Origin of the sequence: Paraburkholderia sp. J12 (assembly GCF_905220215.1) — a bacterium.
Lineage (GTDB): Bacteria > Pseudomonadota > Gammaproteobacteria > Burkholderiales > Burkholderiaceae > Paraburkholderia.
In genome coordinates this window covers 259,262-283,034 of the sequence record NZ_CAJMZC010000001.1, presented here as the reverse complement: position 1 = coordinate 283,034, position 23,773 = coordinate 259,262, and the positions used below count along the sequence as shown (strand labels likewise).

The following is a 23,773-nucleotide window of genomic DNA, read 5'->3' as shown; positions in this document are numbered from 1 at the left end:
TCCAGGCGCGAATCCGGCGGGTCCGCCCGGCGCGCACAGGCGCACCGGACAAAACATCGGCAACCGCGCGGCGGCTCAGCCGGCACGGCGCACCGGCTCCGGGCGGGCTCTGGACGCCCCTTGCGGGCGGGCGAGAGCGGCTCGGTGCCGGGCGCCGCTGCGGCGGTCTGCCGTGCGGACAAAGGACCTATTATAAAATCCGTCCTTTACTTTGACTTCTGCGGCAAGCACCACCGTGACTCCACGCCTCTTCGCCCTGATTCCGTGCGCCGGAACCGGCAGCCGTTCGGGCTCGGCCATGCCGAAACAATATCGAACCGTCGCGGGCCGCGACCTCCTGCACTATACGCTGGCCGCCTTCGACGCCTGCAGCGAATTCACGCAGACGCTCGTGGTGATCGCCCCCGACGACGGCCATTTCGACGCGCGCCGCTTCAGCGGTCTGCGCTTTGCCGTGCGCCGCTGCGGCGGCGCCTCGCGCCAGGCGTCGGTGTACAACGGCCTCGCCGCGCTGGCCGAGTTCGGCGCGCGCGACGAAGACTGGGTGCTCGTGCACGACGCCGCGCGCCCCGGCATCACGCCCGCGCTGATCCGCACGCTCGTGGAATCGCTCAAGGACGACCCCGTGGGCGGCATCATGGCGCTGCCCGTGGCAGACACGCTCAAGCGCATGGCGCCCGGCGACGGCCCCGCACACATCGCCCGCACCGAGGCGCGCGATGGCTTGTGGCAGGCCCAGACGCCGCAGATGTTCCGCGTCGGCATGCTGCGCACCGCCATCGAGCGCGCGCAACAGGACGGCCACGACCTCACCGACGAAGCGAGCGCGATCGAATGGCTCGGCCACGCGCCGCGTCTCGTGCAGGGCAGCCTGCGCAACTTCAAGGTGACGTATCCCGAAGACTTCGCGCTCGCCGAGGCGATCCTCGGCAGCTACGCGGCGAGCTGACTATCGCGCGCCCTTTGAGGCGCGCCCCCTTTCAATACGGAAGACCCACTCATGGATATCAGAATCGGACAAGGCTACGACGTGCACGCACTGGTGCCGGGACGCCCGCTCGTGATCGGCGGCGTGACCGTGCCGTACGAGCGCGGGCTGCTCGGGCACTCGGATGCCGACGTGCTGCTGCATGCCATCACCGATGCGCTCTTCGGCGCTGCGGCGCTGGGCGACATCGGCCGCCATTTCCCGGACACCGACAAGCAGTTCTACGGCGCCAACAGTCGCGTGTTGCTGCGCGAGTGCCTGCGCCGCGTGAAGGAGGCGGGGTTTTCGCTCGTCAACGTCGACAGCACCGTGATCGCCCAGGCGCCGAAGCTCGCGCCGCACATCGAGGCGATGCGCGCGACGATCGCGGAAGATCTGGGCCTGCCGCTCGAGCGCGTGAACGTAAAGGCGAAAACCAACGAGAAGCTCGGCTACCTGGGCCGCGGCGAAGGGATCGAGGCGCAGGCCGCCGTTTTGCTGCTGCGCGCGTAATCCACCCGTAATTTACGCATGCGCGTTGGTGCGGGTTGGCGTGCATTGGCATATAGAAGCTAAGCGGGGGCAGGGCGCATGCCCGCAACCCGGATGGTCGGCGATTGCATCGACAAGTATCGACAATCGGCGGCCATTTTTTTCTTGCCGATTTATTTCCGCTTTTTTTTGCCCATACTGGCCTGGTGGAGTAACGCGGGAAGGGTCATGACGGCGAGCGAAAGGCGGGTGAAAGGCCTCGATGGGCTCCGGGCGCTGGCAGTGCTGCTGGTGTTCCTGTCGCACAAGGCTCACGTCGATGCCGTGGACGTGGGCCAGTTGGGCGTGTGGTTGTTCTTTCTGATCAGCGGCTATCTGATCGTCGGCGAACTGCATCGCAGTCGTTTGCGGCTGGAGGCGGGCGCGGCGCGCAGGGATGCCGCGCTCTGCGTGTTCTTCGTCAAGCGCGCGCTGCGTATCCTGCCGGTCTACTATCTTCTGCTGATCGCGCTGACCATTGCGCACACCCTGTTTTATCAACGCGAAGTCGATCTTGGTCTTGTGTGGCACTTCGCATTCCTCTCCAATTACTGGATCGGTGTCGTGCACGATCGATGGCCGGGCACGGTCTCGCATTTCTGGAGTCTCGCCGTCGAGCAGCAGTTCTATCTGGTGGCCCCTTTCGCGCTGCTGTTCACGCGCGCTTCGCGGCATCTCGCGCTCTGCGCGGCGGTTATCGTCACCGCGGCGCTCGTGCACTGCGGGCTCTATCTGCACGAGGCGAGCGAGCCGCTCGTCTATGCGTTCTCGCCGTGGAATTTCGCATTGATTGCGCTGGGCGGTGCAATGGCGATCGCGGGAGCGCGGGTGCCGTTGATGCGCGCCACGGGGAGCACGCTCTGGATCGTGGCGAGCGTTGGCGTGCTGGCCGCCTGCGCGCTGGCGCGCTCGCATTGCGCGGCGTGCGTGGAGGAGGAGGCCTCGATCTTGCCGGGCGTGCTCGACATCGCGCTTTCGCTTGCGCTCGGCGCTGCATTGCTGTGGATCGTGCGCCACCCGCAATCGGGTCTCGTGGCACTGCTCGAGGTGCGTCCGCTGGTCGGGCTGGGCACGATCAGCTACGGCTTTTATCTGTTTCACAACCTCGTGCCGGCGAAGCTCGGCGTGGATCCCGCGCTCTATGCGCGCCTCGGCTTGCCGCCGCTGGCCGATGCCGTGTTGCCGCTGGTCCTGCAGTTCGCGCTCGCGTTGCTGCTCGCTCATCTGTCGTGGCAGCTGCTCGAAAAACGCGTGCTGGAGTGGAAGCGCCCGCTGGAAGCGGCGATCCGCCAGCGCATGCCGCTGCGGGCGGCTGCCGGCGCCGAGCCTCTTCCGGCCGTCGCCGAGCGCTAGAGCGTCACACCGCCGATCGTGCGCCCGCTCGGGCACATCGCGCCGGTTTGCAGCGCATCGAGCACGCGCAGGATTTCGTCTGGGCTGCGCCCGACGTTGAGGTTATCCACCGAAACGTGCTGAATCGTATTGTCCGGATCGACGACGAAGGTAGCGCGCAGCGCGACGCCGGCCTCCTTGTCGCGCACGCCGAGCTGGTCGATCAGTTCGCCCTTCACGTCGCCGAACGAGTAGTGGTTCAGCCGTGAAAGCTCCCGGTTCTCGCGCCGCCAGGCGAGCTTCACGTATTCGTTGTCGCAACTGCCGCCCATCAGCACGGTGTCGCGGTCCTCGAATTCCTTCTGCAGCCGCGCGAAGCCGACGATTTCGGTCGGGCACACGGTCGTGAAGTCCATCGGATAGAAGTAGATGACCTTCCACTTCGTGGAGAAGGTCTGCTCGGTGATTTCGAGGAAGGCCGATTCGCCGTTTTCCTCGGGGTCGTTGAAGCCGGGCTTCGCCGCGTTGACGGTGAAGGCTTCGAGTTGGTCGCCCACGGTTTTCATGCGGCAGCTCCTTGACCTTGAGTGCGGGTGGCGTGCGGGTGGCTCCGATGAAGCCGATTGTGACAGGCGCGACGCCCGCGCGCTGCGAGCATGCGCCTGCGGCAAGCGAGCAAAAGTCGAAGGAAGTCAGGCGCCCTTGGCGAGCGGAAACTCGATCGTCACTTCGAGCCCCGGGCCGGGCAGGCGGTTGCGCAGGCGCAGGGCGCCCCGATAGCGGCCCACGAGCCGCTGCACGATGGCCATGCCGAGGCCGGTGCCGTTCGCCTGGGTGCGCGCGCTGTCCACGCGATAGAACGGCCGCGTGACGAGCGCGAGCTGGTCCTCGGGAATGCCGGGGCCTTCGTCCACCACCGAAAGCTCCACGCGCGAGTGCGAAACGCGCGTCTCCAGCATGATGTGCGGAATGCCGTCCGAGGCGCTCGCGCCATACTTGCGCGCGTTCTCGATCAGGTTGCCCACCACGCGGCGCATGTCGGTGTCGTCGGCCTCGATCACGGCCGTCGGCGCGAGCCGCGTGATGAGCCGCACGCCGTCTTCGCTCGCCATGCGCGCGGCCATTTCGCCCGCGATCACGGAAAGGTCGACGCGCTCAGGGCTGCGCTGGACGGGCCGCGCGTAATCGAGGAAGCGGCCGATGATCATGTCCATCTGCTCGATGTCGTCGATCATCGCGTCCTTCGTTGCCTGGTCGGACGGGCTCATCTCCGTCTCCAGCCGCAGGCGCGCGAGCGGCGTGCGCAGATCGTGGGAAATGCCGGCCAGCATCAGCGCGCGGTCGGCTTCCAACTGCTCCAGGTCGCGCACCATCTGGTTGAAGCTGCGGTTGGTTTCGGCGGCCACGCCCATGCCGCTTTCGGGCAGCTTCGCGGGCGACTGGCCGGAGCCGACCATGCGCGCCGACATGGCAAGCCGCGCGAACGGCCGGTTCACGAGGCTCGTGATGAACGCCGCGCCGAAGAGCGATAGCGCGAGCGCGGAAATGCCCCATCCGACCCATTGCAGGCCCGTGACGTTGTCGAGCTGGTCGCGGTCGAGTGCGACCCAGTAATCGTCGTCGTCGATCTTGAAGCTGATCCACACGCCCGGAATATCGTTGACCGACTGCGCGATCACGGTGTCGTCGCCGAGGCGCCCGCGGATGTCGTGCTCGATCAGACGATTGAGCGATTCGTCGGGCTGGAGCTTGTACTTGTCGGTGGTTTCGCGCGGATACACGCGCACGCCTTCGTTGCTCTCGAGATCCTGGAGCAGCGCGCGGCGCAGGTCGGGATCGGAATAGAGCAGGGCGGTGCGCGTGAGTTTGACGACGGCCACGAGCTGAAGCGCCACGCGCTGCGCGCGCGGTTCGCGCTCAATCACGCGAAAGCTCTGGAACCAGGCCGCAAGGCTGACCGCGATCAGGAGCGCGATCAGCAGGAAGGTGCGCCAGAACAGGTCGCCGAACGCAAGCGTCAGCACACGCCGGTCAATCCGCATAACCCTTCCTGTCGACTGAGGTATGGCAGACATCCCGCCGGATCAGGCTGCGCCGTCCGGGATGAACACGTAGCCGAGGCCCCAGACCGTCTGGATGAAACGCGGGCTGCCCGGATCCGGCTCGATCAGCTTGCGCAGACGCGAAATCTGCACGTCGAGACTGCGGTCGAACACTTCATACTCGCGGCCGCGCGCGAGCTCCATGAGTTTTTCGCGCGAGAGCGGCTGGCGCGGATGGCGCGCGAACACCTTGAGCACCGAGAACTCGCCCGTAGTGAGCGGAATTTCCTGGCCGGCCTTGGTGAGCGTGCGCGTGGCGAGGTTCAGCGCGAATTCGCCGAACTCGAACACCTCGGTGGTTTCGGACGGCGCGCCGGGCAGCTCCGAAGGTGCCTGGCGGCGCAGCACCGCGTGGATGCGCGCGACGAGCTCGCGCGGATTGAACGGCTTGGGCAGATAGTCGTCGGCACCCATCTCGAGGCCCACGATGCGGTCCACGTCCTCGCCCTTCGCCGTGAGCATGATGATCGGCGTGCGGTCGTTGCTGCCGCGCAGACGGCGGCAGATGGAGAGGCCGTCCTCGCCGGGCAGCATCAGGTCGAGCACGAGCAGGTCGAAACGTTCCCGCACCCACAGCTTGTTCATGGCAGGAGCGTTTTCCGCAACGTACACGTTGAAACCTTGCTCGCCGAGATAGCGCCGCAGCAGGTCGCGCAGGCGCGGATCGTCGTCGACTACGAGGATTTTCGAGGGGTTTTTGGTTTCCATGCCTGGCATCTTATCGCGATTGGATAGGGGTGCGAGTTTGCACCAATTATCAGGTTACAGTCAGTTACAAAATTTACCGGTGCCGTGGCACGGCCGCAAGTCCCGGCAGATAGACTGCTTTACTGAATGCGGCCGTTCGGTAGATACTTCAACCGACTTTTAAATCGTTAAATCGCCACCCGCGTCCGGGGCGGGTCCGTATCTGTTTTCGAGGTAGCCGTTTGCCGCGTCACGAAGGGAACAAAATGAAGGGAGGGGTCAGGCCGACAATGCGCCACACCATGATTGCACTGGCGCTGGCCAGTGGCGTCGTGGCGGCATTGAACGTGCCTGCTGCCCGGGCCCAGCCCTCGCCGGACCGCCTCGACAACCCCCGACCGCCTTCGCATCCCCCGGGCTACAAGCCGCCCGCACACCGCTTCCGCAGCGATCCCCCCGACACCACCGCCTCCGATCTCAGCATGCGCACGTCCGCCGTGCCGCCGGATCTCGACCAGCGCCGCCGCGACGGCCACATGACGCCCGAAGAGCGGCGCCTTTTGCGCCAGCACATCGAAGACGCCGTACGCGAACTGTACAAGCGTTGATCGCCGCGCACGGCGCGTGCCGCGTCTGCACTTGCGGTGCGCGTAACACGGTGCGCGAAACACTTCGTCTCAACTGAAAAAATCCGTAGCAATTGCGTCGTCAACAATCGTTCCGGATCGGCCGTTAAGCCGATACATTCAAACTGCGCAAGCCGCCTGGCGACTTGCGTCCTCACTCCAGTTCGAGGCGATATGAATCCGCTCAGGGGGCAGCCCGGAAGTCCGCCCGGGTCGATGGCGAGTCGGGCGGCGGTGAGTGCGTTGGTCGCGAGCGCGTTGCCGTTGCGTGCGAGCGCCGGCGAACCCCAGCCCGCGCATCACGGCAAGCCCGCTGCGCCGGGCGAAGACGAACTGCTCGATCCCGACGACGCCCGTCATCTGCTTTTGCGCACCGGCTTCGCCCCGGCCGCGTCGGACGTCATGCCCTACGTGGGCCTCACGCGCGGCGAGGCCGTCGACCGGGTGCTCGACACGAAGCGCGGCGTCGCGCTCACGCCGCTCCCGGCATGGACCGCCGAAGCGCTGCCCACCCGCGCCGAGCGTGCCGCATTGACGCCGGATCAGCGCCGTGACGCGGACCGCCTGCGCGGCCAGCACTACGACGAGCTGCGCGCCTGGTGGCTGCGCGAAATGCTGGTCACGCCGTCGCCGCTCACGGAGCGCATGACGCTCTTCTGGCACAACCACTTCACGTCGGGGCAGGACAAGGTGTCCGAGCCGCAGCTGATGGCCAACCAGAACGCGCTGCTCAGAAGCGAAGCGCTCGGCAATTTCGGTGCGATGCTGCATGCGCTCGCCAAAGATCCGGCGATGCTGCTCTATCTCGACGGCGCGAGCAATCGCAAGGGCAAGCCCAACGAGAACTTCGCGCGCGAGGTGATGGAGCTCTTCACGATGGGCGAAGGGCAGTACACGCAGCGCGACGTCACCGAAGCCGCGCGCGCGTACACGGGCTGGGGCGTCGATCCGGATACGCAGCACTACGTGTGGCGCTCCGAGCAGCACGACGGCGGCGAAAAAACGGTGCTCGGCAAGAGCGGGACTTTCGACGGCGACGAAGTGCTCGACATCCTGCTGCAGGCGCCGCAGACCGCCCGCTTCGTGAGCGCCAGGCTCTGGCGCGAGTTCGTTTCGCCGACGCCCGACGAGGCGCAGATCGAACCCGTCGCCGAACAGTTCCGCGCGAGCGGTTACGACATCCGCGCAGGCATGCGCGCGCTGCTGCTCACGCCCGCCTTCTGGGACGAAGACAATCGCGGCGTGCTGGTGAGCTCGCCGGTCGAATTCGTCGTGGGCACGGTGCGGCGCTTCAATGTCTCTTATGGCGATACGATGCCCTTCGCACGGACGGCCGCATCGCTTGGCGAGAACCTCTTCTATCCGCCGAACGTGAAGGGTTGGCCCGGCGGCACGGCATGGATCAACAGCTCGACCTTGCTCGCGCGCAAGCAGTTCGTCGAGCAGCTCTTTCGCGCGACCGAAGCGGCGCGGCCGCCGAAGCGCGGCGCCATGACGAAGGCAGCTGCTGCGATGCCGCCGCCCAGAAATCCGCCCATGGCGCAAGGCGGCATGCATTTCGATCTCGACGGCTGGCTGTCTCGCTTCGGCGTGAGCGCCGACGCAACGCCGGGCCTTTCAGCTCAGTTGCAGATGCAGCACGCGGTGCTGCCGCTCGCGCCGGTCGATGCGATCGCGGCGGGCAGCAACGCCAGCGCCTATCTCGAAGCACTGCTTATGGATCCGGTGTACCAGCTCAAATGAAAATGCGATTCGAAGAACCGGGCGGCGCGTGCCGCCGCGACGAGGAGCGAGGCAGAGCATGAAACGACGCGAGTTTCTGGCGGCGGCGGCAGTGGCGGGCACGTCGCTCTGGCTGCCGGGCGCCGTGCGCGCCGAGAGCGAGCCGGCAGCGCATGGCGCGGGGGCCACGGGCTACGACAATCTGCTGATCCTCATCGAACTGAAGGGGGGCAACGACGGCCTGAATACCGTCGTGCCGTTCGCGGATCCGCTTTACTCCAGCTATCGCGCGAACATCGGCGTGCGTCGCGACCAGGCGATCCAGCTCGACGAACGCACCGCGCTGCATCCGTCGCTCGCGCCACTCCTGCCGATGTGGCGCGCGCAGCAGCTCGCGATCGTGCAGGGTGTCACGTACCCGCAGCCCAACCTCTCGCACTTCCGCTCGATCGAGATCTGGGATACGGCTTCGCGCTCTGATCAATACTTGCGCGAAGGATGGCTGACGCGCGCTTTCGCGAGTGTGCCGGTGCCGAGAGGCTTCGCCGCAGACGGTCTGGTGCTCGGCAGCGCCGAGATGGGGCCGATGGCAAATGGCGCGCGCGCGATCGCGCTCGTCAATCCGGCGCAGTTCGCGCGTGCCTCGCGGCTCGTCACGCCGGTCTCGCTCAAGGAGCGCAACCCCGCGCTCGCGCACATTCTCGACGTCGAAAACGACATCGTGCACGCGGCCGACGATCTGCGTCCGCGTCCCGGCCAGTACGCGCTGAAGACGGCGTTTCCGCCGGGTGCGTTCGGCTCGTCGATCAAGACGGCGATGCAGGCGCTCGCCTCGAACGACACGGCGCAAGGCAAGCCGGTGCCGGGCAGGGGCGTGGCGGTGATTCGTCTCACGCTCAACGGCTTCGATACGCACCAGAACCAGCCCGGCCGCCACGCGGATCTGCTGCGCCAGTTTTCGGCCGGCATGGTCGCGCTGCGCGACGCGCTTGGCGAGCTCGGTCGCTGGGACCGCACGATGATCGTCACCTATGCCGAGTTCGGCCGCCGCGTGCGCGAAAACCAGAGCCAGGGCACCGACCACGGCACGGCGTCGGTTCACTTCGTGGCGGGCGGACGCGTGGCGGGTGGGCTCTATGGCCAGGCACCGCAACTCGCGCGTCTGGACGGCAACGGCAATCTGCCGGTGGGCGTCGACTTCCGGGAGATCTACGCGACGGTGCTGGGACCGTGGTGGGGACTCGACGCGCAAACGGTGCTGCAGGGCCGCTTCCAGCCGTTGCCGATCCTGCGGGCGTGATCCGCGCTACGCGACGTTGGCGGCACGTGTGTCGCCCGGCGCGCCTGCGCAAGTCCGAGGCGATTTAGCTGCGCCGCGCGGCGCGCCAGGCAATCCAGAGCTTGCGGATCGGCGTGAGTACGATCTGCTGGTGCAGGACCTGGAACTGCTCGCGTTCGACTTCGGCAAGAAGCGCGAGCGATAGCGCGGCCAGCGCGCGCAACGGGCCCTGGCCGCGACGCTCCCCGGCGGGGATGGCGGCCAGCGCCGCCTCCACGGCTTCGCGGGCGCGCGCCGTCTGGAACTGCATCAGTTCTGTGAAAGCGTCGCTATAGCGGCGGTTGATCAGGTCGGCGGCCGTGACGTTGTAGCGCTGCAGTTCGTCGATCGGAATATAGATGCGGCCATGGCGTGCATCGTTGCCGATCTCCGGCACGAACTGCGCGAGGACGAGGGCATTGCCGAGCGGCGCGGCCCACGCGGCGGCGGTTTGCGGATCGCGCGCGCTCACGCGCGCCACCAGCGTGGCGAACGTGCCGCCCACGCCTTCGATATAGCGCCGCAGATTCGGATAGTCGAGGTAGCGTGCCTGCTCGAAATCCATCTCGTAGCCGGCGAGCAAGGCCTGGAGCGCCGGGTATGCGGCTTTCACGTCGTCCAGATGATGCGCGAGCGCCTGGGTGACGGGGTGGGCCGCTTTTCCCTCGGCGAGTGCGGCCAGTTCCTTCTGCCACCAGGCGAGCTTCGTGCGGCCCACCGTGGGGTCGCTCGTTTCCTTCGCGGTTTCTTCGAGCTCGCGGCGCAGGGCGAAGAGCGCGGCCAGAAGCGGCTGCTGTTTCGCGCTTGCCTGGCGCAGCGCGTAGTAAGTACTGGATCCGGGCGGGGCCGCCTTTTGCAGGCAGTAATCGTCGAAGTTCACGGCGTTCGGAGGGTGGGGAGGTGCGTCCGCGCGGTCTTGCGCCATTGCCTGAAAAGGGTGGTGGCGAGCGCCGCGGCGGCAGACGCGCGATTCTAGCATCGTGCATGGAAATGCCGCACGCGCACATGCAGACAAGCGCCGGGCAATCGGTTAGAATCTCGCGCTTGGCGCTTCCGGGCTTGCCTGCTGGCGTTGCCGGCGAGGTACGGTGAGGGAAAATGACGGCGGGCGCCGCAGGTTTGCAGCAGGTTGACTCGCACGCGACATCGCAGCGGTCCTGCCGGCCAGGCGAAAGATTCGCGTGAGTGGCGAAATTGGTAGACGCACCAGGTTTAGGTCCTGACGCCCGCAAGGGTGTGCCGGTTCGAGTCCGGCCTCACGCACCACTAGCAAAAAAACGAAGGGCCACGTGCCGTCAGGTACGTGGCCCTTTTTGCGTTGGATCGGTTCGCGCGCAGTACTCCCCGCCCGACTCGTGCATATGCACGCAGGCGCGATCGGTTTCCTCCGACCTGTGCGCGCATCCGCGCGTCGAAGACGCACGGTGCGCGCACTCGCTTACATGTCCTCTTGCGCCGCCTCGATGACCTTGTCGAGCGCGCGACGCAACGTTTCGCGCTCCTTGTCGTCGAGGCAGGAGAAGAAGTCCGTGTTCCATTTGCGGGCCACGGGCATCACCTTGCGGTAGAGCGCACGCCCTTCCGGTGTGAGCGAAACGAGTACGAGGCGTCCATCGTCCTCGCTCGCGTTGCGCTGCATGAGACCGCGGCGCATCAGCGCCTCGGCCGCGCGGCTGGCCTGGCTCTTGTCGAGATTCGCGTGGCGGGCGAGCTCCATCACCGAGAACGGGCCGAACGCGCCCACCGCCGCAATGAGGCGCGCCTCGGGCAGCGTAATGCCGAGCTTCGCCTGGTAGCGTTCCGTGCTGCCCCGTTCGGAGAGCTTGTTCAGGACATGGAGCCGATAGGTCAGAAACTGCTCGAGTCCGGCTTTGCTTGCCTTCATGGTCGTCCTGGTCGCGTGAAGATGGCGCGAGGTATCGCGCGTGATGTGATTGTTGCCGCAACCGGCGCGCGGGTCAACGCATAGCGCATAGCGCGCCACGCGTGAACGTGGCGCGCACATCTTTTAATCGCTTAAGTAGGAAGGCGAAGTGCTTGCCGTTGGGCTGCGTTAGCGCGAACCGAAGCGCAGCCGCGTGAGCTGTTCGGCTTCGTTGGCGAGTAGCTTCGCGGCATCGCGGATCGCCGTGTCGAGCGTGATCGGGCCGGGTGCAGGCGAGAAGCATCCGCTGAAATGCTCCGACAGACGCGGCAGCGCAGCCGGATCGACGGCGCCCGAGAGCAGCGTGGCCGGCACCCCGGCCGCCTGGGCGTGACGGCAGGCGATGAAGGGTGCCTTGCCGTGCAGCGTCTGCACATCCGAGCGGCCTTCGCCGGTGATGAGCCAGTTCGCCTCGGCGAGTGCTTCGTCGAGGCCGATCTGGCGCGCCACTACTTCCGCGCCCGGCTCGAAGCTCGCGCCCAGCATGCGCAGCGCGAAACCGAGTCCGCCCGCGGCGCCCGATCCGGCTTCGTCGCGCACGCGCCGCTCCAGTGCGGCTTCGATGAGATCGGCAAAGCGCGCGAGCGCGGCGTCGATGGGCGCGACCTGTTCCGGCGTCACGCCTTTTTGCGGGCCGAACACGGCCGTCGCGCCATGCTCGCCGGTGAGCGGGTTATCGACGTCGGACATGCCGACGAACGAAGCTTGCGCGAGACGCGCGTCGAGCCCCGACACGTCTACGCGCGCCACGCGTGCGAGTGCCTCGGGGGTCGGGGCGATCGCCTGACCGTCGGCATCGAAGAGCCGCATGCCAAGACCCACCAGCAGGCCCGCGCCGGCGTCGTTGGTGCTGCTGCCGCCGAGCGCGACGTAAAAGCGCCGCACGCCTTCGTCGAGCAGGGCGCGGATCGCCTCGCCCATGCCGAGGGTACTGCGCTCGGCCACCGGCACGCCCATGCCCACCGGGTCGGTGATGCCGACGATCTCGGCCGTTTCGACGATGGCGCTGCCGTCGTGCAGGACGCCGAGCGCCGCTTCGCGCGTCGGTCCCGCGGCGCCGCGCACGGTCATGACGCGGCGCTCGCCGCCCACGGAAAGCATGGCGTCGAGCGTGCCTTCGCCGCCGTCGGCCATCGGGCAGGTGCGGATCTGTGCGTCCGGGCGGGCGCGGCGGATGCCTTCGGCTATCGCGGCGGCGACCCCATCCGCACTGAGCGAGCCTTTGAAAGAATCGGGAGCAATGACGACGACAGGTGCGTCGGATGACGGGTTAGGCATGGTGTCTCTGCTGGCAAGGGTTGACGTGTCTCGGGCGTCGGCTGAGGCCGGCGGGGCGTCCGGCTCGCCCGTAAGCTTAACAGTCCCGCGGGGCTGGCTGGATACCCGGCCTGCGATAGCCCGGATCGGACGGGCGCATGGCGGCGCCGCACGGAGCCCTGCGGGAGCGGGGGCGCACGGCGAGCTGGCTGCCCGGTGCAGCCATGCAGCAGGTCTGCATATTGCGCCGCAAAATCGCAGTTTTGGCGCGGCTTCCGGACGGATTTGGGCCATTTCGGGCGAACCCGCATGGCAAATCCCGTTGGTGGCGGAAATAGTTTGCTAAAATACCCGGCTCTTTTGACAGAACCGCGTCGCAAACCGTCCGAACGCTCTCCGTGAGTTACACGGGAATCGGGTCGGGCAGCCAGGTTCCGGAGCGCATCACCGGCGGGCGCGAGCTTGCCGGGGCGGCGCCAGACAGGCGGCGCGGGCGTTGCCGGCGAAGGGCGCACATAGCCTGTGCACCTGTGAGCGCCTGCAAGCGGCGCCGCGAGAGATGCACGTGCGCAGGTGCCGCCGGGACAAAAGCAGGGCGCCCAAGCCGCCATCCCCAGTGGGTGGCGGGCCGCGGCACAGCAAAGATTACTGATTCGCTCGAACAAATTTTAGGACGATTGAAGCCATGGCTAACGTTGTTGAAAACCTCGGCAAGCTCGAACGCCGCGTGACGATTTCCCTGCCGAAGGATGCCGTGCAGAAAGAAGTGGATTCGCGCATCCGTCAACTCGCGAAGAACGTGCGCATGCCGGGTTTCCGCCCGGGCAAGGTGCCGCTCAAGATGGTCACGCAGCAGTACTCGGGCCAGGTGGAAGCCGAAGTGCTGAGCGACAAGGTCGGCAAGGAATTCTTCGACATCAGCCGCGCCGAGAACCTGCGCGTGGCCGGCCAGCCGAGCTTCGCGCCGAAGGCCGACGCCGCGGAAGGCGACTACGCATTCGACGCGACCTTCGAGGTCTATCCGGAAGTGACGCTCGGCGACGTGGCGACGGCCGAAATCGAGCGCACGACCACGAGCATCACGGAAGCCGAAATCGACCGTACGCTCGACATCCTGCGCAAGCAGCGCGTGCACTTCCACGCACGCGGCGAAGCGGGCGAGCACGGTGACGGCGGCGCCGACACGGCAGCGAAGAGCGGTGATCGCGTGACGGTCGACTTCGTCGGCAAGATCGACGACGTGGCATTCCCGGGCGGCAGCGCCGAAGGTTTCGCGTTCGTGCTGGGCGAAGGCCGCATGCTGCCGGAATTCGAAACCGCGGCAACGGGCCTGAAGCAGGGCGAGTCGCGCGAGTTCGACCTTCAGTTCCCCGAGGACTATCACGGCAAGGACGTCGCCGGCAAGACCGCGAAGTTCACGATCACGATGCAGAAGATCGAGTGGCCGCACCTGCCGGAAATCGACGCGGAATTCGCGAAGTCGCTCGGCATCGCCGACGGCGACCTCGACAAGATGCGCGCCGAGATCAAGGAAAACCTCGAGCGCGAAGCCAAGCGCCGCACCCAGGCCATCGTCAAGAACCAGGTCATGGACGCGCTCCTGAAAATCGCCGAACTCGACGTGCCCAACGCACTCGTCGAACAGGACCAGCAGCGCCTCGTCGAAATGGCGCGTGCGGACCTCGCGCAGCGCGGCGTGCCGAACGCCAAGGACGCGCCGATCCCGGCCGAAATGTTCAAGGAGCAAGCCGAGCGCCGCGTGAAGCTGGGCCTCGTGCTGGCCGAGCTCGTGAAGTCGAACGGCCTCGAAGCGAAGCCCGAGCAGATCCGCGCCGAAGTGGACGAATTCGCGAAAAGCTACGAAGACCCGAAGGAAGTCGTGCGCTGGTATTATTCGAACCAGCAACGCCTCGCTGAAATGGAAGCCTTCGTCGTCGAATCGAACGTCGTCGACTTCGTGCTCGGCAAGGCCAAGGTGACGGACAAGCTGGTGAGCTTCGAGGAACTGGCAAGCGCAACGGCTCAGGCTTAAGGCTGCTGTGCTTCGGCGTGCAGGCTGTCGGGGCGACCGGCGGCAAGCACGCCGTTTTTGTATCTACGCAATTTAGCCATGCTCGCCGTGTGGTTGATTTGCGCACGGTCCGTCGCCATACCGGTTGAACAGAATAACTTTTCCAGACAAGGATGCACCGCATGACCATTCGCGCTCAATCGCTGGATACGTTGACTTCCCAGGCTTCGCGGGACTTCGACCCGCAGGCGCTCGGGCTCGTGCCGATCGTCGTGGAGACGAGCGGTCGCGGCGAGCGCTCGTATGACATCTACTCGCGCCTCCTGAAAGAGCGCGTGGTGTTCCTGGTCGGCGAAGTGAACGACCAGACCGCGAACCTCGTCGTTGCCCAGTTGCTGTTCCTCGAAAGCGAAAATCCGGACAAGGACATCAGCCTGTACATCAACAGCCCGGGCGGCTCGGTGTCGGCCGGCATGGCGATTTACGACACGATGCAGTTCATCAAGCCAGATGTTTCGACCCTTTGCATGGGCCTCGCGGCCAGCATGGGCGCCTTCCTGCTGGCGTCGGGCGCGAAGGACAAGCGTTTCGCGCTGCCGAACTCGCGTGTCATGATCCACCAGCCGCTCGGCGGCGCACGTGGCCAGGCGTCGGACATCGAAATCCAGGCTCGCGAAATCCTGTATCTGAAGGAGCGCCTGAACCAGCTGCTCGCGCACCACACGGGCCAGCCGGTCGAGCGCATTGCGCGGGACACCGACCGCGACAACTTCATGTCCAGCGATGACGCCCAGGCGTACGGTCTCGTGGACCAGGTGCTGCACAAGCGTCCCTGATCCGGCCCGCGTAGCGTTGTAGCGCTGTTGTAGCTGCTTTTTTAGCGGCTTTTGCAGCGTTACCCGGCGCCGCCCGCAATAACGGGGCAGGTTTTCGCCCCCGTACAAAAAGGGATTGGCGCCGCCGCGCGGACCGTGTGGAATAATCGGCATACGCGCTCGCAGCCTGCGGCCCACACGCCGTCACAGCAAGCGGTTCATGCGCCCCCCGCCCGGCGTGGCCGGGGGAAACGGCGTATCATGTAACAGAGTGTCCGGAGGCTCATCTATCCATGGCGGACAAGAAAGGTTCTAACAGCGAAAAGCTGTTGTATTGCTCGTTTTGCGGCAAAAGCCAGCATGAAGTGAAGAAACTGATTGCGGGGCCGTCGGTGTTCATCTGCGATGAATGCATCGACCTGTGCAACGAGATCATTCGCGACGAGGCCGCGGGCGCCGGCGTCGATGCGGCGCTGTCGCGCTCGGACCTGCCGAGCCCGCAGGAGATTCGCGACATCCTCGATCAATACGTGATCGGCCAGGAGCGCGCGAAGAAGATCCTCGCCGTGGCGGTGTACAACCACTACAAGCGCCTCAAGCATCTCGACAAGAAGGACGACATCGAGCTCTCCAAGAGCAACATCCTGCTGATCGGGCCCACCGGCTCGGGCAAGACCCTGCTCGCGCAGACGCTCGCACGCCTGCTGAACGTGCCGTTCGTGATCGCCGACGCCACCACGCTGACCGAAGCCGGCTACGTGGGCGAAGACGTCGAGAACATCATCCAGAAGCTGCTCCAGAACTGCAACTACGAAGTCGACAAGGCGCAGCGCGGCATCGTTTATATCGACGAAATCGACAAGATCAGCCGCAAGTCGGACAACCCGTCGATCACGCGCGACGTGTCCGGCGAGGGCGTGCAGCAGGCGCTCCTGAAGCTGATCGAGGGCACGATGGCCTCGGTCCCGCCCCAGGGCGGCCGCAAGCACCCGAACCAGGACTTCATCCAGGTCGATACGACCAACATCCTGTTCATCTGCGGCGGCGCCTTCGACGGCCTTGAAAAGGTCATTACCGACCGTACCGAAAAGACCGGTATCGGCTTCGGCGCGAGCGTGAAGAGCAAGCAGGAGCGCGACGCGGGCGAAGTGCTGCGCGAGACGGAGCCGGAAGACCTGATCAAGTTCGGCCTGATTCCGGAACTGATCGGCCGTCTGCCGGTGGTCGCGACGCTCGGCAAGCTCGACGAGGTCGCGCTCATGAAGATTCTGGTCGAGCCGAAGAATGCGCTCATCAAGCAGTACCACAAGCTCTTCAACATGGAGCGCGTGGAACTGGAGATCCGCCCGGCCGCGCTGCAGGCCATCGCCCGCAAGGCGATCCGCCGCAAGACCGGGGCACGAGGTCTGCGCTCGATCCTGGAGCAGGCGCTGCTCGACGTGATGTACGAACTGCCGACAATGAAAGGCGTTAGCAAGGTAATCATCGACGACAACGTGATCGATGGAGACGGCAAGCCGCTCCTGATCTACGAAGACGCTCCCAAGGTTGCAGGGTCGAACTGATGGTGGTGATCGGCTAAAGAGTTCCAGGAAAAAGCCGTTCATACAATGGGATGAACGGCTTTTTCGTTTCGTTTATCTTGTGGTCGATGGCGCACTATTTTGGAGTCACTGAACTTTTCCCACACGCGAGAGGCTTGTAATCGCTTTTTCAGGCCTCACTTACCGAACGAACTGATTCCACTCATGGGGAAATGAAATGTCAGGAACCCAACTCCTTCCGCCGGAACGCACCACGCTCCCGCTGCTGCCGCTGCGAGACGTCGTAGTCTTCCCGCATATGGTGATTCCCCTTTTCGTGGGCCGACCGAAATCGATCAAGGCCCTCGAAGCGGCAATGGAAGGCGGCAAGCACATCATGCTCGTCGCGCAAAAGACTGCCGCCAAGGATGAGCCGACCGATAAAGATATGTACGAAGTGGGATGCGTTGCAAACATCCTGCAAATGCTCAAGCTGCCCGACGGCACGGTAAAGGTGCTCGTCGAGGGCCTCCAGCGCGCGAAAACCCTCTCGATCGAAGAGCAGGAAACGCAGTTTTCGTGCGAAGTGCTGCCGCTCGAACCCGATCACGCCGACGGCGCCGAAACCGAAGCGCTGCGCCGCGCGATCGTCTCGCAGTTCGATCAGTACGTGAAGCTGAACAAGAAGATCCCGCCGGAGATCCTGACCTCGCTGTCGGGCATCGACGAGGCCGGTCGTCTTGCCGATACCATCGCCGCGCACCTGCCGCTCAAGCTCGACCAGAAGCAGCACATCCTCGAGATGTTCCCGGTCGTGGAGCGTCTGGAGCATCTGCTCGCCCAACTCGAAGCCGAAATCGATATTCTCCAGGTGGAGAAGCGCATTCGCGGCCGCGTGAAGCGCCAGATGGAAAAGAGCCAGCGCGAGTACTACCTGAACGAGCAGGTCAAGGCCATCCAGAAGGAACTGGGCGAAGGCGAAGAGGGTGCCGATCTCGAAGAGCTCGAGAAGCGCATCACCGCCGCGCGCATGCCCAAGGAAGCCAAGAAGAAGGCCGACGCCGAGCTCAAGAAGCTCAAGCTGATGTCGCCGATGTCGGCCGAAGCCACTGTCGTGCGCAACTACATCGACACGCTGATTGGCCTGCCGTGGCGCAAGAAGAGCAAGGTCAACAACGACCTCTCGAACGCCGAAGCCGTGCTCGACGAGGACCACTATGGTCTCGAGAAGGTGAAGGAACGCATTCTCGAGTATCTCGCGGTGCAACAGCGCGTGGACAAGGTGAAGGCGCCGATCCTGTGCCTCGTCGGGCCCCCCGGCGTCGGCAAGACCTCGCTCGGGCAGTCGATTGCGCGCGCAACGAACCGCAAGTTCGTGCGTATGGCGCTGGGCGGCGTGCGTGACGAGGCCGAGATTCGTGGCCACCGTCGCACGTATATCGGTTCGATGCCGGGCAAGATCCTGCAGAGCCTCACGAAGGTCGGCGTGCGCAATCCGCTCTTCCTGCTCGACGAAGTCGACAAGATGGGCATGGATTTCCGCGGCGATCCGTCGTCGGCGCTGCTCGAAGTGCTCGATCCGGAACAGAACCACACGTTCGCCGACCACTACATCGAAGTCGATTTCGACCTCTCCGATGTGATGTTCGTCGCCACGTCGAACTCGCTGAACATTCCGCCGCCGCTGCTCGACCGGATGGAAGTGATCCGCCTCTCGGGCTATACGGAAGACGAGAAGGTCAGCATTGCGCAGCGTTATCTTCTGCCCAAGCAGAAGAAGAACAACGGTCTGAAGCAAGGCGAGATCGAGGTGACCGAAGGCGCGATCCGCGACATCATTCGCTACTACACGCGTGAAGCGGGCGTGCGTTCGCTCGAGCGCGAAGTGTCGAAGATCTGCCGCAAGGTCGTGAAGATGCTGCTGCTGAAGAAGGCCGACAAGGCCGTCACGGTGGACAGCGGCAACCTCGACACCTTCCTCGGCGTGCGCAAGTTCGACTTCGGTCTGGCCGCGAAGGAAAACCAGATCGGCCAGGTCACGGGTCTCGCGTGGACGGAAGTGGGCGGCGATCTGCTCACGATCGAAGCGGCGGTCATGCCCGGCAAGGGCAATGTGATCCGCACGGGTTCGCTCGGCGACGTGATGAAGGAGTCGGTCGAAGCGGCACGTTCGGTGGTGCGCTCGCGTTCGCGTCGCCTCGGTGTCAAGGACGAGGCGTTCGAGAAGCAGGACATCCACATTCACGTGCCCGAAGGCGCGACGCCGAAGGACGGTCCGTCCGCCGGTATCGCGATGACGACGGCGCTGGTGTCCGTGCTCACGGGCATTCCGGTGCGCGCCGATGTCGCGATGACGGGCGAGATCACGCTGCGCGGCGAAGTGCTGCCGATCGGCGGCCTGAAGGAGAAGCTGCTCGCGGCGCATCGCGGCGGCATCAAGCTCGTGCTGATTCCTGAAGAGAACGTCAAGGATCTCGCCGAGATTCCCGACAACGTGAAGAACGCGATCGAAATCGTGCCGGTCCGCTGGATCGACAAGGTGCTCGAACTCGCGCTCGAACGGGTGCCGCAGGCCCTGCCGGAAGAAGAAGTGAAGGCCGAGGACGCCAAGGCGCCCGTGGCCGAGTCGAAGGACGCCGGCGCGACGACCGAAGTGGTCAAGCACTGAAGTTGCTGTCTCCGGATCAGCCGGACACCCCGAAAACCCGCGGCTTTGCCCGCGGGTTTTTTTATGCCTTGCCGCTGCGTGCCGACCTTGCGTGACGGTACTGAAGCTTCCCTCGAAAGCCCCGCCCAATCAGGCTGAATCCCGCTTGACACCGTGGTTTCGGCCTCGTTAAATGAGCGGGGCCCGGCGTCCTGCCGGGCTGTCTGTTCCTGTTTGTTTCTGTCTGTTCCACTATCCGGCGCAAGCAGCGCCATAACGATTGCCCAAACACATTCTCGGGGGCTGGAATGAATAAAACGGAATTGATCGACCACATCGCGCAGCAGGCCGACATCTCGAAAGCGGCCGCGGGGCGCGCACTCGATGCCGTGATCGGCGGCGTCAAGGGCACGCTCAAGAAGGGAGGATCGGTCACGCTGGTCGGCTTCGGCACGTTCGCCGTCGGCAAGCGCACGGCACGCACGGGCCGCAATCCGCGCACGGGAGATGCGATCAAGATCAAGGCAGCCAAGGTCCCGAAATTCAGGCCTGGTAAAGCGCTCAAAGATGCGCTAAACTAGCGGGCTCGCTGGTTGAGCAGCGCCCGGGTAGAAAAACCGGGATGCGCGGGCCGGCGGGAATGCTGAAAAGCAGGTAGTACAGCAGGAGCAGTACAGGAATCGTGAAGCTGGGTGCTTAGCTCAGTTGGTAGAGCGGCGCCCTTACAAGGCGTAGGTCGGGAGTTCGAGCCTCTCAGCACCCACCAGTTTCCGGTTCGGCGTTCGCAGGTTGCGACAAGCACCGGCAGCGCACGCAGCAAGTCACCGCACGGAGCGGTAGTTCAGTTGGTTAGAATACCGGCCTGTCACGCCGGGGGTCGCGGGTTCGAGCCCCGTCCGCTCCGCCAGGATCCGTTCAGGAAGGCGAACCGAAGGCAAACTGCGGTTCGCCTTTTTTATTGTCTGCTGAGGTAATATCGGGCGTTCCGTTTTTAGGCGCTCTTCTTGCTCTTTCAAGCATGCTCGACTTTTTCCGCAATCACAAACGCCTGATGATGTTCATGCTGCTCCTGGTGGTGCTGCCAGGGCTCGGCTTCGTCGGCATACAAGGTTTCCGCGGCTTTTTCGACGAAAGTGCGAACGTCGCCAGCGTCAACGGCCACAAGATCACCCGCGTCGAGTACGACGGCGCAGCGCGTCAGCAGCTCGACCAGGCCCGCCAGATCATGGGGGCGAACTTCGACGCCAGTCTCTTCGATACCCCGCAGCACCGCAAGGACATCCTCGACGGCCTGATCCAGCAGCGCGTGCTCGTCGACGAAACGCAGCGTCTGCATCTCACGGCATCGGACGACGCCGTGCGCCGCACGCTGCTGGCCGATCCCGTGATCTCGTCGCTGCGCAAGCCCGACGGCACGATGGACCTCGACCGCTACAAGCAGCTGCTCGCGATGCAGGGCATGACGCCCGAGCAGTACGACGAGCGCGTGCGCTACAGCCTCGCGATGCAGCAGTTGCCGAGCGCCGTGATCGGCAGCGCGTTCACGCCGAAGTCGCTCGCGCAGCAACTCATGTCGCTCTCCGAGCAGCAGCGCGAAGTGCAGGGTCTCGCATTCCGCACGACCGACTATGCGGCGAAGGTCCAGCCGACCGACGCGCAACTGCAGGCTTATTACGACGCGCACAAGAGCGACTTCGCGACGCCTGCCACGGCGCAGATCCAGTATCTGGTGCTGTCGGCGGCCACGGTCGCGGCCGGCGTGCAGCCGGGCGATGCCGATCTCAAGCAGTACTACAACGACAACATCGCGAAGTACCGCACCGACGAAGAAGTGCGCGCGAGCCACATCCTGATCGCTGTGCCGAAGGACGCCAGCGCGGCCGACCGCGATGCGGCGAAGCAGAAGGCCGCGTCGATCCTCGCCGAAGTGAAGGCGCATCCGGATCAGTTCGCACAGATCGCGCAGAAGGAATCGCAGGATCCGGGTTCGGCAGCGAAGGGCGGCGACCTCGGCTACTTCGGCCGCGGCATGATCGCGGGCGGCTCGGCGTTCGACGACGCCGTGTTCAAGCTCAAGAAGGACGAAATCAGCGACGTGATCCAGTCGGACTTCGGCTATCACATCGTCGAGCTCACGGACATCAAGCCGGCGGTGACGAAACCCTTCGACGACGTGAAGGCTTCGATCCTGAACGACGTGAAGACGCAGCAGGCCGCGAAGCTGCTCGCCGACGACGCCGACGGTTTTTCCTCGCTCGTCTATGAGCAGTCGAAGAGCCTGCAGCCCGCCGCCGACAAGTACAAGCTGACGATCCAGACGGCCACCGTCACGCCGAAGCCGAATGCCACGTTGCCGCCTGACAGCCCGCTGAACAACCAGAAGTTCCTCGACGCCGTGTTCGCGAACGACTCGGTGAACCAGCACAACAACACCCAGGCAATCGATGTCGGCAACAGCACGTTGATCTCGGCGCACGTCACCAGCTACCAGCCCGCGGCGACGCCGGCGTTTGCCGCAGTCAAGGACGCCGTGCGTCAGAAGGTGGTGGCGCAGCAGGCCGCCGATCTCGCGAAGAAGGAAGGCGAGGCGAAGCTGGCCGAGCTGCAGAAGTCGAAGGCGACGGACGGTTTCTCGTCGGCGCTCAAGGTCTCGCGCAACGATGCCCAGGGGCTGCCGCCCGCCGCGCTCTCGGCCGTCTTCAAGGCCGATGCGCAGAAGCTGCCGGCGTACGTCGGCGTGGATCTGGGCAACGACGGCTACGCGATCTATCGCGTGAATTCGGTCACGAACGGCCTCGCTGTCGATGGCACGCGCCTCGCCGCCGCGCAGCAGCAGCTCGCACAGGTGGGCGGGCAGTCGCAGTTGCAGGCGTATCTCGATGCGCTGCGCGATCGCTCGAAGGTGAAGTATTACGGCTCGCTCGGTCCGGCCGGACAGTCCGGCGATCCGGACGGGCAATAACCCCCGGTTCTGACGCAGCAGCAAAAAAGCCCCGCGAAATTTCGCGGGGCTTTTTTGCTTGATGGCGCGTTGAGTGAGAAACGCAAGACGCACAAAAGGCGCGGAACTGCGCCCGGCAAACCAGCAGGGTTCTAGAGGCAGGCGCTGATATCGCTCGTGGCGTCGCCGCCTGCACCGCCTCCGGAGCGGAAACCCACCCAGGTCTTGCTGTTGGCGGACCAGGCCGGCCGGATGACCGCCGCAGCACCGTTAGGCGGCTGCTGGCCCGGCACATAGACGTCCATCGCCTGATCGTTCGCAAGCATCGTTTGCGATACGACCTGTTGCTGCGAGCGATCGGCCCACTTCTGCGAAATGCACTGCGCAACGGCCGCCGGCGGTTGCTGGCTCGTGCCGACGGACTGCGCGCCGTTCGGTATCGGCTGGTTGGCGCAGGCGCCCAGTGCTGCCGTTACGAGAATAAGAGGTAAATATTTCACGCTTTTCTCCCTCCAGTCAGGGTCGGTCGGAACAGGACGAATGCCGCTTGTCCAGCGAGCAATCGATGGCCGGCCGCTCGCGCCCCGGCTGCCGGGGCGTTTTCGCGCAACCGTCAGCGTGGGCGGGTGGGTGCCAGACTGCGCCGATACCGGTCAGTGCCTGGCGCCGCTGGCAAGCAGCGGCTTGAGCGTCGGCCATACGTTATCGAGCAGCAAAGACTGTGCCTGCTCGGTGGGATGCATCTGGTCGGACTGGAAAAGCTCGGGTTTGTCGGCGAGGCCGGCGAGCAGGAACGGCACCAACGGCACGTCCAGCTCCTTCGAAAGCTGGCCGTAGAGACCGTGGAACTTCTGCGTGTAGTCGGGGCCGTAATTGGGCGGCACGTACATGCCCACCAGCATTGGCCGCGCATTGCCCTTGCGGATGGCGGCGACGATGGCGCGCAGATTGCTGTCGGTGGTGGCGAGCGGCACGCCGCGCAGCGCGTCGTTGGCGCCCAGCTCGACGATCACGATCGAAGGCTTCAGGCGCTGCATCACGAGCGGCAGGCGCGCGAGGCCGCCGCTCGTGGTGTCACCGCTGATGCTCGCGTTCGCGACGCTATAATCGATTCGCTCACTCGCGAGCCTTTGGCGCATCAGCGCGACCCAGCCTGTGTCGCGCGGCAGGCCGTATTCGGCGGAAAGGCTGTCGCCCAGCACCACGATCAGCGGTTTCGCGGCGTCGGGAGCATTGGCGGGTGGGTTGGCGGCGCGACCCGCGGCGGACAGGAGCGCGAGTCCCGCCACGAATGACGCGGCAAGCAGCATGCGTGCGGCGGACGGTGCGCCGCGAAGCGCCTTGACGGTTAACCTGTGCTTGATCATGTG

Annotated in this window: 20 protein-coding genes and 3 tRNA genes; 15 read left to right on the top strand and 8 right to left on the bottom strand. The window is 65.1% G+C overall.

Annotation, left to right across the window (positions count from 1 at the left end; genetic code table 11):
• The first annotated feature begins 235 nt into the window (after positions 1-235).
• From ispD to U5760_RS01290, 3 genes are all read left to right on the top strand, one after another.
• Positions 236-949 carry a 2-C-methyl-D-erythritol 4-phosphate cytidylyltransferase gene (gene ispD / locus U5760_RS01300; protein WP_322009053.1) on the top strand — a complete coding sequence of 238 codons (714 nt, stop codon included), beginning with the start codon at positions 236-238 and terminating at the stop codon, positions 947-949.
• A 51-nt stretch (positions 950-1,000) separates the two neighbouring features.
• Positions 1,001-1,480, top strand: a complete 480-nt coding sequence (gene ispF / locus U5760_RS01295) for a 2-C-methyl-D-erythritol 2,4-cyclodiphosphate synthase (protein ID WP_322009051.1) — start codon at positions 1,001-1,003, stop codon at positions 1,478-1,480.
• Positions 1,481-1,687: 207 nt separating this feature from the next.
• A complete protein-coding gene (locus U5760_RS01290; RefSeq protein WP_322009050.1) occupies positions 1,688-2,851 on the top strand; it encodes an acyltransferase in 1,164 nt (387 codons plus the stop codon).
• Here the strand turns inward: U5760_RS01290 and U5760_RS01285 are convergent.
• The 3 genes from U5760_RS01285 to ompR form a co-directional block, all read right to left on the bottom strand.
• On the bottom strand, positions 2,848-3,396 hold the full coding sequence (locus U5760_RS01285; RefSeq protein ID WP_322009049.1) for a peroxiredoxin: 549 nt from the start codon (positions 3,394-3,396) through the stop codon (positions 2,848-2,850). The two genes, U5760_RS01290 and U5760_RS01285, sit on opposite strands and share 4 nt — an antisense overlap.
• A 126-nt stretch (positions 3,397-3,522) precedes the next feature.
• Positions 3,523-4,872: an ATP-binding protein gene (locus U5760_RS01280; RefSeq protein ID WP_322009048.1), complete on the bottom strand. Its 1,350-nt coding sequence runs from the start codon at positions 4,870-4,872 to the stop codon at positions 3,523-3,525.
• A 42-nt stretch (positions 4,873-4,914) separates the two neighbouring features.
• The gene (gene ompR / locus U5760_RS01275) at positions 4,915-5,649 is read right to left on the bottom strand and encodes a two-component system response regulator OmpR (RefSeq protein WP_027814652.1); all 735 of its coding nucleotides are present in this window, start codon (positions 5,647-5,649) and stop codon (positions 4,915-4,917) included.
• A gap of 236 nt (positions 5,650-5,885) precedes the next feature.
• Here ompR and U5760_RS01270 point away from each other — a divergent pair, with 236 nt between their 5' ends.
• The 3 genes from U5760_RS01270 to U5760_RS01260 all read left to right on the top strand — a co-directional run bounded on the left by U5760_RS01270 (position 5,886) and on the right by U5760_RS01260 (position 9,267).
• On the top strand, positions 5,886-6,227 hold the full coding sequence (locus U5760_RS01270) for a hypothetical protein (RefSeq protein ID WP_415914016.1): 342 nt from the start codon (positions 5,886-5,888) through the stop codon (positions 6,225-6,227).
• 234 nt (positions 6,228-6,461) lie between these two features.
• Positions 6,462-7,988, top strand: coding sequence for a DUF1800 domain-containing protein (locus U5760_RS01265; RefSeq protein ID WP_415914035.1), 1,527 nt, complete (start codon positions 6,462-6,464; stop codon positions 7,986-7,988).
• 58 nt (positions 7,989-8,046) lie between these two features.
• Entirely contained in the window at positions 8,047-9,267 is a 1,221-nt protein-coding gene (locus tag U5760_RS01260; protein WP_322009042.1) for a DUF1501 domain-containing protein, read from the top strand.
• Between the two features lie 64 nt (positions 9,268-9,331).
• Here U5760_RS01260 and U5760_RS01255 read toward each other — a convergent pair whose 3' ends face one another.
• Positions 9,332-10,165: a squalene/phytoene synthase family protein gene (locus tag U5760_RS01255; protein ID WP_322009041.1), complete on the bottom strand. Its 834-nt coding sequence runs from the start codon at positions 10,163-10,165 to the stop codon at positions 9,332-9,334.
• 299 nt (positions 10,166-10,464) lie between these two features.
• On the opposite strand from U5760_RS01255, the gene U5760_RS01250 reads away from it, so the two are divergent.
• Positions 10,465-10,551: transfer RNA gene (locus tag U5760_RS01250), tRNA-Leu, on the top strand.
• A 172-nt stretch (positions 10,552-10,723) separates the two neighbouring features.
• Here U5760_RS01250 and U5760_RS01245 read toward each other — a convergent pair.
• Positions 10,724-11,170: a MarR family winged helix-turn-helix transcriptional regulator gene (locus U5760_RS01245; RefSeq protein WP_322009039.1), complete on the bottom strand. Its 447-nt coding sequence runs from the start codon at positions 11,168-11,170 to the stop codon at positions 10,724-10,726.
• A 168-nt stretch (positions 11,171-11,338) separates the two neighbouring features.
• Positions 11,339-12,487, bottom strand: a complete 1,149-nt coding sequence (locus U5760_RS01240; protein ID WP_322009037.1) for a glycerate kinase — start codon at positions 12,485-12,487, stop codon at positions 11,339-11,341.
• Positions 12,488-13,151: 664 nt separating this feature from the next.
• Here U5760_RS01240 and tig point away from each other — a divergent pair.
• The 8 genes from tig to U5760_RS01200 all read left to right on the top strand — a co-directional run bounded on the left by tig (position 13,152) and on the right by U5760_RS01200 (position 22,424).
• Entirely contained in the window at positions 13,152-14,498 is a 1,347-nt protein-coding gene (gene tig, locus U5760_RS01235) for a trigger factor (RefSeq protein WP_322009036.1), read from the top strand.
• 161 nt (positions 14,499-14,659) lie between these two features.
• Entirely contained in the window at positions 14,660-15,313 is a 654-nt protein-coding gene (clpP, locus tag U5760_RS01230; RefSeq protein WP_322009034.1) for an ATP-dependent Clp endopeptidase proteolytic subunit ClpP, read from the top strand.
• 272 nt (positions 15,314-15,585) lie between these two features.
• A complete protein-coding gene (gene clpX / locus U5760_RS01225; RefSeq protein ID WP_322009032.1) occupies positions 15,586-16,857 on the top strand; it encodes an ATP-dependent Clp protease ATP-binding subunit ClpX in 1,272 nt (423 codons plus the stop codon).
• Between the two features lie 196 nt (positions 16,858-17,053).
• Complete coding sequence (gene lon / locus U5760_RS01220; RefSeq protein ID WP_322009030.1) at positions 17,054-19,483, top strand: endopeptidase La; 2,430 nt, start codon at positions 17,054-17,056, stop codon at positions 19,481-19,483.
• Positions 19,484-19,716: 233 nt separating this feature from the next.
• Complete coding sequence (locus U5760_RS01215; protein ID WP_322009984.1) at positions 19,717-20,043, top strand: HU family DNA-binding protein; 327 nt, start codon at positions 19,717-19,719, stop codon at positions 20,041-20,043.
• 109 nt (positions 20,044-20,152) lie between these two features.
• Positions 20,153-20,228 (top strand) — tRNA-Val (locus U5760_RS01210).
• Positions 20,229-20,292: 64 nt separating this feature from the next.
• Positions 20,293-20,369: transfer RNA gene (locus U5760_RS01205), tRNA-Asp, on the top strand.
• Positions 20,370-20,480: 111 nt separating this feature from the next.
• A complete protein-coding gene (locus tag U5760_RS01200; protein ID WP_322009029.1) occupies positions 20,481-22,424 on the top strand; it encodes a SurA N-terminal domain-containing protein in 1,944 nt (647 codons plus the stop codon).
• A gap of 131 nt (positions 22,425-22,555) precedes the next feature.
• On the opposite strand, the gene U5760_RS01195 is transcribed toward U5760_RS01200, so the two are convergent.
• Both U5760_RS01195 and U5760_RS01190 read right to left on the bottom strand, forming a co-directional pair.
• Positions 22,556-22,903: a hypothetical protein gene (locus U5760_RS01195; RefSeq protein WP_322009028.1), complete on the bottom strand. Its 348-nt coding sequence runs from the start codon at positions 22,901-22,903 to the stop codon at positions 22,556-22,558.
• Between the two features lie 153 nt (positions 22,904-23,056).
• Positions 23,057-23,770 (bottom strand): arylesterase, encoded by a 714-nt coding sequence (locus tag U5760_RS01190; RefSeq protein ID WP_322009027.1) that lies wholly within the window; start codon positions 23,768-23,770, stop codon positions 23,057-23,059.
• Positions 23,771-23,773: the final 3 nt, after the last annotated feature.